We start from the raw sequence: 6,442 nt of genomic DNA on the forward strand, positions 1-6,442 counted from the left end.
CGCAAGCCGCTTCGCCGCCGGTCATGCCCGGCCATGACGGTGGTGAAGAGTCGCTATTCCGGGCCGGCGGCGGGGAGGGGCGCACTCCTCTCCCGGACCAGCCGTGCCCGTCAGCCGCCGTTCTGCGTCGCCGGCTGGGCCGGCGGGCGCTGGAGCAGCTCGCCCCAGGCGGAGAAGGCGTCGTTGAAGGCCTGCTCGCCGGCGGGGCCCTTCTCGAAGGCCAGCACCGCCTTCTTGTTGTTGGTGTAGGTGATGAGCGCGTCCAGCCACGGATAGGCCTGGAGCAGCGTCACGTTGCGCTGGCGGTCCGCCGGCTTCTCGGAGAGGCCGACAAGGAACAGGGTGGGGTTCACCCGCACCGCGAGGCCCGCGAGCGGCGTGCCCAGGGCCTGCTGGTTCGCCTTCATGCGCACCGCGTCCACATTGGAGACGCCGCCGAAGGGGAAGTCGTCCGGCAGCCGGAAGCCGATCTCGATGGTGTGGGAGGCCGGCAGGGTCTGGTCGGTGTTGCGGCGCAGCACGAAGCTCATGTTGATCTTGCGCTCGGGGATGACCACGTCGCCGCGCAGGCCGATGTCGGGGGGCAGGCCGGGGCCGGCGTTGACGGTCTCGGTCTTCCACACCACGGTGCCCACGAACTCCTGCGGTGGGGCGCCGCCGGGGGTTTCCTCCAGCAGCACCGCGCGGGCGGGTCCGCCGCCGGTCCGGGGCGGAGTGGCCGGCGCGCGCCGGGCAGCGTCGCCGGAGGCGCGGACCACCCGGTCGGCGATCTTGGGCTGGTCGCTGGAGCCGGACGCGGCCGGCGCGGCGGGCCGCGGTTCGCCGGAGCCGCTCAGGAACAGGTCGCGGTTCACCACCGCAAAGGCGATGCCGCCCAGCACCAGGAGGGCGAACAGCAGCCACAGGGCGAACTTCTTCCAGGAGGGTCCCGCCTCCCCATTGGCCGGGTGGCGGGCGCCGTTGGCGGCGGCGGCCCGGCTGCGCACCTCGCCGCGACCGCGCACCGGCGGGCGGCTGTCGGCCTCGGCGTCGTCCTCCTCCTCGCTGCGCTGGCGGGGCGGCAGGCGACGCTCGGCGCGGCCGTTGGGTTCGGGCGCGGGGGCACGCGGCTCGGACGGGGCGGCGAGCGGTGGCGTGCGCGGAGGCTCCTTTGCCGCGGCTGGGGCGGCCGGCGGGGCCGGCTCCTCCTCCGCGTCATCCGGCTCGTCCCGTGTCTCGGGGGCGGCTTCGTCCTCGTCCGCCTCATCGAGGGCGTCGGCTGAATTGTCCTGCTGGGCGTAATCGGCCTCGACCCGGCGGATGGCTTCCTCAAGACTCATGCGCTCGCGGGTGATCTCGCCTTCGGGCAAAGGCGGATCCACCCCCCGCAACTGGCGCATGAGGGCCGTGCGGGCGCGGTCATAGACCGCGCGGCGACCCTCCCCGGTCTTCTGGGGCAGGCTCGAAATCGCGCGGACCAGCAGCGGGTAGTAGTCAGCCATGAGAGACGTGCGCTTCGCCTTGAGCCGTTAGGGCACCTGCCGTGACGCCAAGGTCACGAGAAATGCCCTATCGCATTTATATGCCGCATTTCATTGATGCGAACCGGGGTCCGCGCCGCGTGAAAATGCTCCGGACCCGCGTCACGCCCGAAGATCAGGCCTGAAACGGATTGTGGACCAGAATGGTATCGTCGCGCTCCGGGCTGGTGGAGAGCACGGCCACCGGGCAGCCGATGAGCTCCTCCACCCGTCGCACATACTTTACCGCCTCCGCCGGAAGGTCCGCCCACGAGCGGGCGCCGGCGGTGGAATCCTGCCAGCCTTCCATGGTCTCGTAGATGGGCTCGGCGCGGGCCTGCGCCCCGCTCTCCGCCGGAAGGTAGTCGATTTCCTTGCCGTCAACGGTGTAGCCGACGCATACCTTCAGTTCGGTAAATCCGTCCAGCACGTCGAGCTTGGTGAGGGCGATGCCGTGGATGCCGCAGGTGCGGACGGTCTGGCGCACCAGCACCGCGTCGAACCAGCCGCAGCGGCGGGCGCGGCCGGTGACCACGCCGAACTCGCGGCCCTTGCTGCCCAGGGTCTGGCCCACGTCGTCGGTCAGCTCGGTGGGGAAGGGGCCTTCGCCCACGCGGGTGGTGTAGGCCTTGGTGATGCCCAGCACGTAATCCAGCGCGCCAGGGCCGATGCCGGTGCCGCTCGCCGCCGATCCCGCCACCGTGTTGGACGAGGTGACGTAGGGGTAGGTGCCGTGGTCGATGTCGAGCAGCGCACCCTGCGCGCCCTCGAACAGGATCTTCTTGCCGTCGCGCCGCGCCTTGTCGAGCAGCTCCCACACCCGGTCCATGAAGGGCAGGACCTTGGGGGCGATGGCGAGCAGCTCCGCCACCAGGGCGTCGCGGTTCACCTCTTCCATGCCGAGGCCGCGGCGGATGAGGTTGTGGTGGGTGAGCAGCCGGTCCACCTTGGCCGGCAGGGTCTGCGCGTCGGTGAGGTCTACGAGGCGGATGGCGCGGCGGCCGACCTTGTCCTCATAGGCCGGGCCGATGCCGCGCTTGGTGGTGCCGATGCGCGCGCCGGGAGCGGTGGCGCTCTCGCGCAGGGCGTCCAGCTCGCGGTGCAGCGGCAGGATGAGGGGGACGGTTTCGGCGATGCGCAGCCGGTCCGGACCGACGACGATGCCCTGCGCGGCGAGGCGGGCGAGTTCATCCACCAGCGCCTGGGGGTCCAGCACCACGCCGTTGCCGATCACCGAGAGCTTGCCGCCGCGCACCACGCCCGAGGGCAGCAGGGAGAGCTTGTAGGTGACGCCGCCGACCACCAGGGTATGGCCCGCATTGTGGCCGCCCTGGAAGCGGACCACCACGTCCGCCTGCTCCGACAGCCAATCGACGATCTTACCCTTGCCTTCGTCGCCCCATTGGGAGCCGACTACCACCACGTTGGCCACCTTAAGGCGCCTCCCGGTCCGGCGCGGGTGCATCGCAACGCACGCGCGCACAAAGGAAAGCCCCGGCTCTGGTCCGGGGCGTTACGAAAGCGTCTTAAGGGATCGGCGCTGGCGAGGCAAGGTAAACGAGGTGAGGCGAACCCGGTGAAGGGCCCCCGCGGCAAAGCCGTTGGCGCGGGCGCATGGTTCGTGCTCTACCTTGCGCGATGAAACCGCCTTCTCGCGCCCAAAAGCCCGCCCGCCGCCCCGGTTCAGGACCCGCCCCGGCTCCTGGCAGACCGGCCGCCGCGACGCCGGGCCTTGCCGCCCGTATCCTCGCCGTGGATGGCCTTGAGCAGGTGCTGCGCCACGGTGCCGCGCTGGAGGATGCCCTCGATGCCGATGTCGCCCTCGACCCGCGCGACCGGGCGCTCGCCTACCGCATCCTCGCCACCAGCCTGCGCCGCATCGGCACCCTGCGCTCGCTGATCGCCAAGCTGATGGAGCGCGGCCTGCCGAAATCGGCGCCGCGGCTGGAATCCGTGCTGCTGGCCGGGGCCACGCAGATCCTGTTCATGGACGTGCCCAACCACGCCGCCGTGGGCCTGTGCGTGGACGTGGCCCGCGCCGACCGCAACACCGCCGGGTTCGCCGGCCTGGTGAATGCCGTGCTGCGCCGCCTCACCCGCGAGGCGGACGCGCTGATGGTGGGCATCAGCCCCGATTTCGCCGATACGCCGGAGTGGATGGGCCAGCGCTGGATCAAGGCCTATGGCCTTGAGACCACCCGCGCCATCGCCGCCATGCACAAGGTGGAGCCGCCCCTCGACATCACCGTGAAGGCGGACCCTGCCTTGTGGGCCGAGCGCCTGTCGGGCGAGGTGCTGCCCACCGGCTCGGTGCGCGTGCTGCAGGCCGGCCCGGTGCGGGCGCTGCCGGGCTTCGCCGAGGGGGACTGGTGGGTGCAGGACGCCGCCGCCGCCTTGCCGGCCCGGCTGCTGGGGCATGTGAACGGCCTTGAGGTGGCGGACCTGTGCGCCGCGCCGGGCGGCAAGACGGCGCAGCTGGCGGCGGCGGGGGCCCTCGTCACCGCCGTGGACCGCTCATCGTCCCGCCTCACCCGGCTGAAGGAAAACCTGGAGCGGCTGAAACTCTCCGCCCAGGTGGTGGCCGGGGATGCCGCCGACTTTGCCGGCGGCCCGTTCGACGCCGTGCTGCTGGACGCGCCCTGCTCGGCCACCGGCACCCTGCGCCGGCACCCGGACATCGCCGTCAACAAGCGGCCGGGGGACCTTGTGACCCTCGCCGCCCTTCAGGCCCGGCTGATCGCCCATGCGGCGGACCTGGTGAAGCCCGGCGGCACCCTGGTCTATTCCACCTGCTCGCTGGAGCCGGAGGAGGGCGAACAGCAGGTGGAACGGCTTCTGGCGGCTCGCAGCGACCTTATCCGCGCACCAATCGTGCCCGGAGAGGTGGAGGGCATTGATCCGTTCATAACTCCTCAAGGGGATGTGCGCACTCTTCCCTGTCACTGGATGCGGGGGGAGGCGGAGCGGTCGGGTCTCGACGGCTTCTTCGCCGCCCGGCTGAAGCGCCGGGCCTGACGTTTCAGGCCCGCGCGGCGCTCGACCGGCCTTCCCGTCCGTTGCGGCGAATCAGTCGGTGAAGACGAGCGCATGCGGATTTGGAATGGAGCGGCGGGGCCCCTTCAGGTCGTGGCCAAAGGCGTTTTGGCCAGAGGTATCCTGGCCAAGGGTCTCGCCCCGTTATCGGGGAGAGCCGTGAGCCGGAGCGGCCTGAGAGAGCGCACGCGCCTGATGGCCCTCCTCGCGGAGCTGTGGTCGCAGCAGGTGCTTGCGCGCCTCGGCGGCCGCACCATGGCGCTCGGCTATGTGCCGGTGCCGGTGCCTGAGCGCCTGCTCATCGCCCCCCAGGACCTGCGCACCGGCGACGCGACGCTCGCCAGCGAGATCTATTCCGGCCGCTTCGCCTTCGCCGGCAAGGTGATGCTGCTGGACGGGCGCACCCCGTTCGAGCTGGTGCCGCCTTCCGTGGAATGGGCCGAGGCGCTGCACGGCTTCGGCTGGCTGCGGCACCTCAAGGCCGCCGGCACCACCATTGCCCGCGCCAATGCCCGCTCACTGGTGGGCGATTTCATGCGCGATCCGAGCAGGGCGCGGGCGGTGGCGGCGCGGCCGGACGTGGCGGCGCGGCGCATCATCTCCTGGCTCACCCAGGCCACCTTCCTGCTGCAGGACGCCGACCACGATTTCTACCGCCGCTTCATGCGCTCGCTGGCCCGGCAGGTGCGCCAGCTGCGCCGCATGGCCAATGACGCGCCGGACGGCCAGCCGCGCATGCTGGCGGTGACCGCCCTCGTCTTCGCCGGCCTGTGCATGTCGGACCAGGGCCGGCTCTTGAAGGCGGCGGACAAGCGCCTGTCCGAGGAGCTGGACCGCCAGATCCTGCCCGATGGCGGCCCGCTCACCCGCAATCCCGGCATGCTCATCGAGCTGCTGCTGGATCTTCTGCCGCTGCGCCAGGCCTTCACCGCGCGCAACCAGCCGGCGCCCCCCGCGCTCATGAACGCGGTGGACCGGATGATGCCCATGCTGCGCTTCTTCCGGCACGGCGACGGGGCGTTCGCCCATTTCCACGGCATGGGGAACACGGCGGCGGACCAGCTCGCCACCATCCTCGCCTTCGACGACGCCCGCGGCGCCCCGGTGGCGAACGCGCCCTATTCCGGCTACCAGCGGCTCGATGCCCGCGCCCTGATGGTGATCGCCGACACCGGCCCCCCACCCCCCGCCATGGCGAGCTGGGAGGCCCATGCCAGCTGCCTCGCCTTTGAATTCTCGTCCGGCCGGCACCGCCTCGTCATCAATTGCGGGGTGCCGGAGGTGCATCGGGAGATGTGGCGGCAGGTGGCGCGCTCCACCGCCGCCCATTCCACCGCCGTCATCGCCGATACCTCGTCCTGCCGCTTCCTGCAGGGCGGATCCATGACGCGCATCTTCGGCGCACCCATCGTCTCGGGGCCGAAGCAGGTGGAGGTGCAGCGCGGCACCCGCAACAACGCCCTGCTGCTGCGCGCCAGCCACGATGGCTATGCGGAGCCGTTCGGCCTCATCCACCAGCGCTCGTTCCGCCTCGCCATGGAAGGCAACCGGCTGGACGGCGAGGATGTGTTCAGGGCCGCCGAGGAGGGCGCGAAGCTGCCGGCGGAGACCTTCGCCATCCGCTTCCACCTGCATCCGTCCGTGACCGTGGAGCGGCTGGACGATCCCCACACCGCTTTGCTCAGCCTGCCCAACGGCGAGGCCTGGGCCTTCGCCGCGCCCCACGTGCCCCTGGCGGTGGAGGAAAGCGTGGACCTCGCCGCCGCCGGCGGCCCGCGCCGCACCGCGCAACTGGTGCTGTCCGGCGAGGTGGTGCGCACGCCGCGCGTCATCTGGACCTTCGTGCGTACCCGCGAAGCCCCGAGCGTGCCGCCGGGCCGGCCGAGCGGGCGGGCATAGGGCTGTCTCTT

4 protein-coding genes are annotated in these 6,442 nt (G+C 71.5%); 2 read left to right on the forward strand and 2 right to left on the reverse strand.

Annotated features, from left to right (window positions below):
* Window positions 1-110 precede the first annotated feature (110 nt).
* Together K9U41_RS21125 and K9U41_RS21130 are read right to left on the reverse strand one after the other, a co-directional pair.
* Window positions 111-1,481, reverse strand: a complete 1,371-nt coding sequence (locus tag K9U41_RS21125; protein WP_282642817.1) for a hypothetical protein — start codon at window positions 1,479-1,481, stop codon at window positions 111-113.
* A gap of 154 nt (window positions 1,482-1,635) precedes the next feature.
* Complete coding sequence (locus K9U41_RS21130) at window positions 1,636-2,931, reverse strand: adenylosuccinate synthase (RefSeq protein WP_282642818.1); 1,296 nt, start codon at window positions 2,929-2,931, stop codon at window positions 1,636-1,638.
* A gap of 206 nt (window positions 2,932-3,137) precedes the next feature.
* Here K9U41_RS21130 and K9U41_RS21135 point away from each other — a divergent pair, with 206 nt between their 5' ends.
* Both K9U41_RS21135 and K9U41_RS21140 read left to right on the forward strand, forming a co-directional pair.
* Window positions 3,138-4,514, forward strand: a complete 1,377-nt coding sequence (locus K9U41_RS21135) for an RsmB/NOP family class I SAM-dependent RNA methyltransferase (protein WP_282642819.1) — start codon at window positions 3,138-3,140, stop codon at window positions 4,512-4,514.
* Window positions 4,515-4,727: 213 nt separating this feature from the next.
* Window positions 4,728-6,431 (forward strand): heparinase II/III family protein, encoded by a 1,704-nt coding sequence (locus K9U41_RS21140; protein WP_282642820.1) that lies wholly within the window; start codon window positions 4,728-4,730, stop codon window positions 6,429-6,431.
* The last annotated feature ends 11 nt before the right edge of the window (window positions 6,432-6,442 follow it).

Source organism: Xanthobacter autotrophicus, from assembly GCF_029991245.1.
Classification (GTDB): domain Bacteria; phylum Pseudomonadota; class Alphaproteobacteria; order Rhizobiales; family Xanthobacteraceae; genus Xanthobacter; species Xanthobacter autotrophicus_C.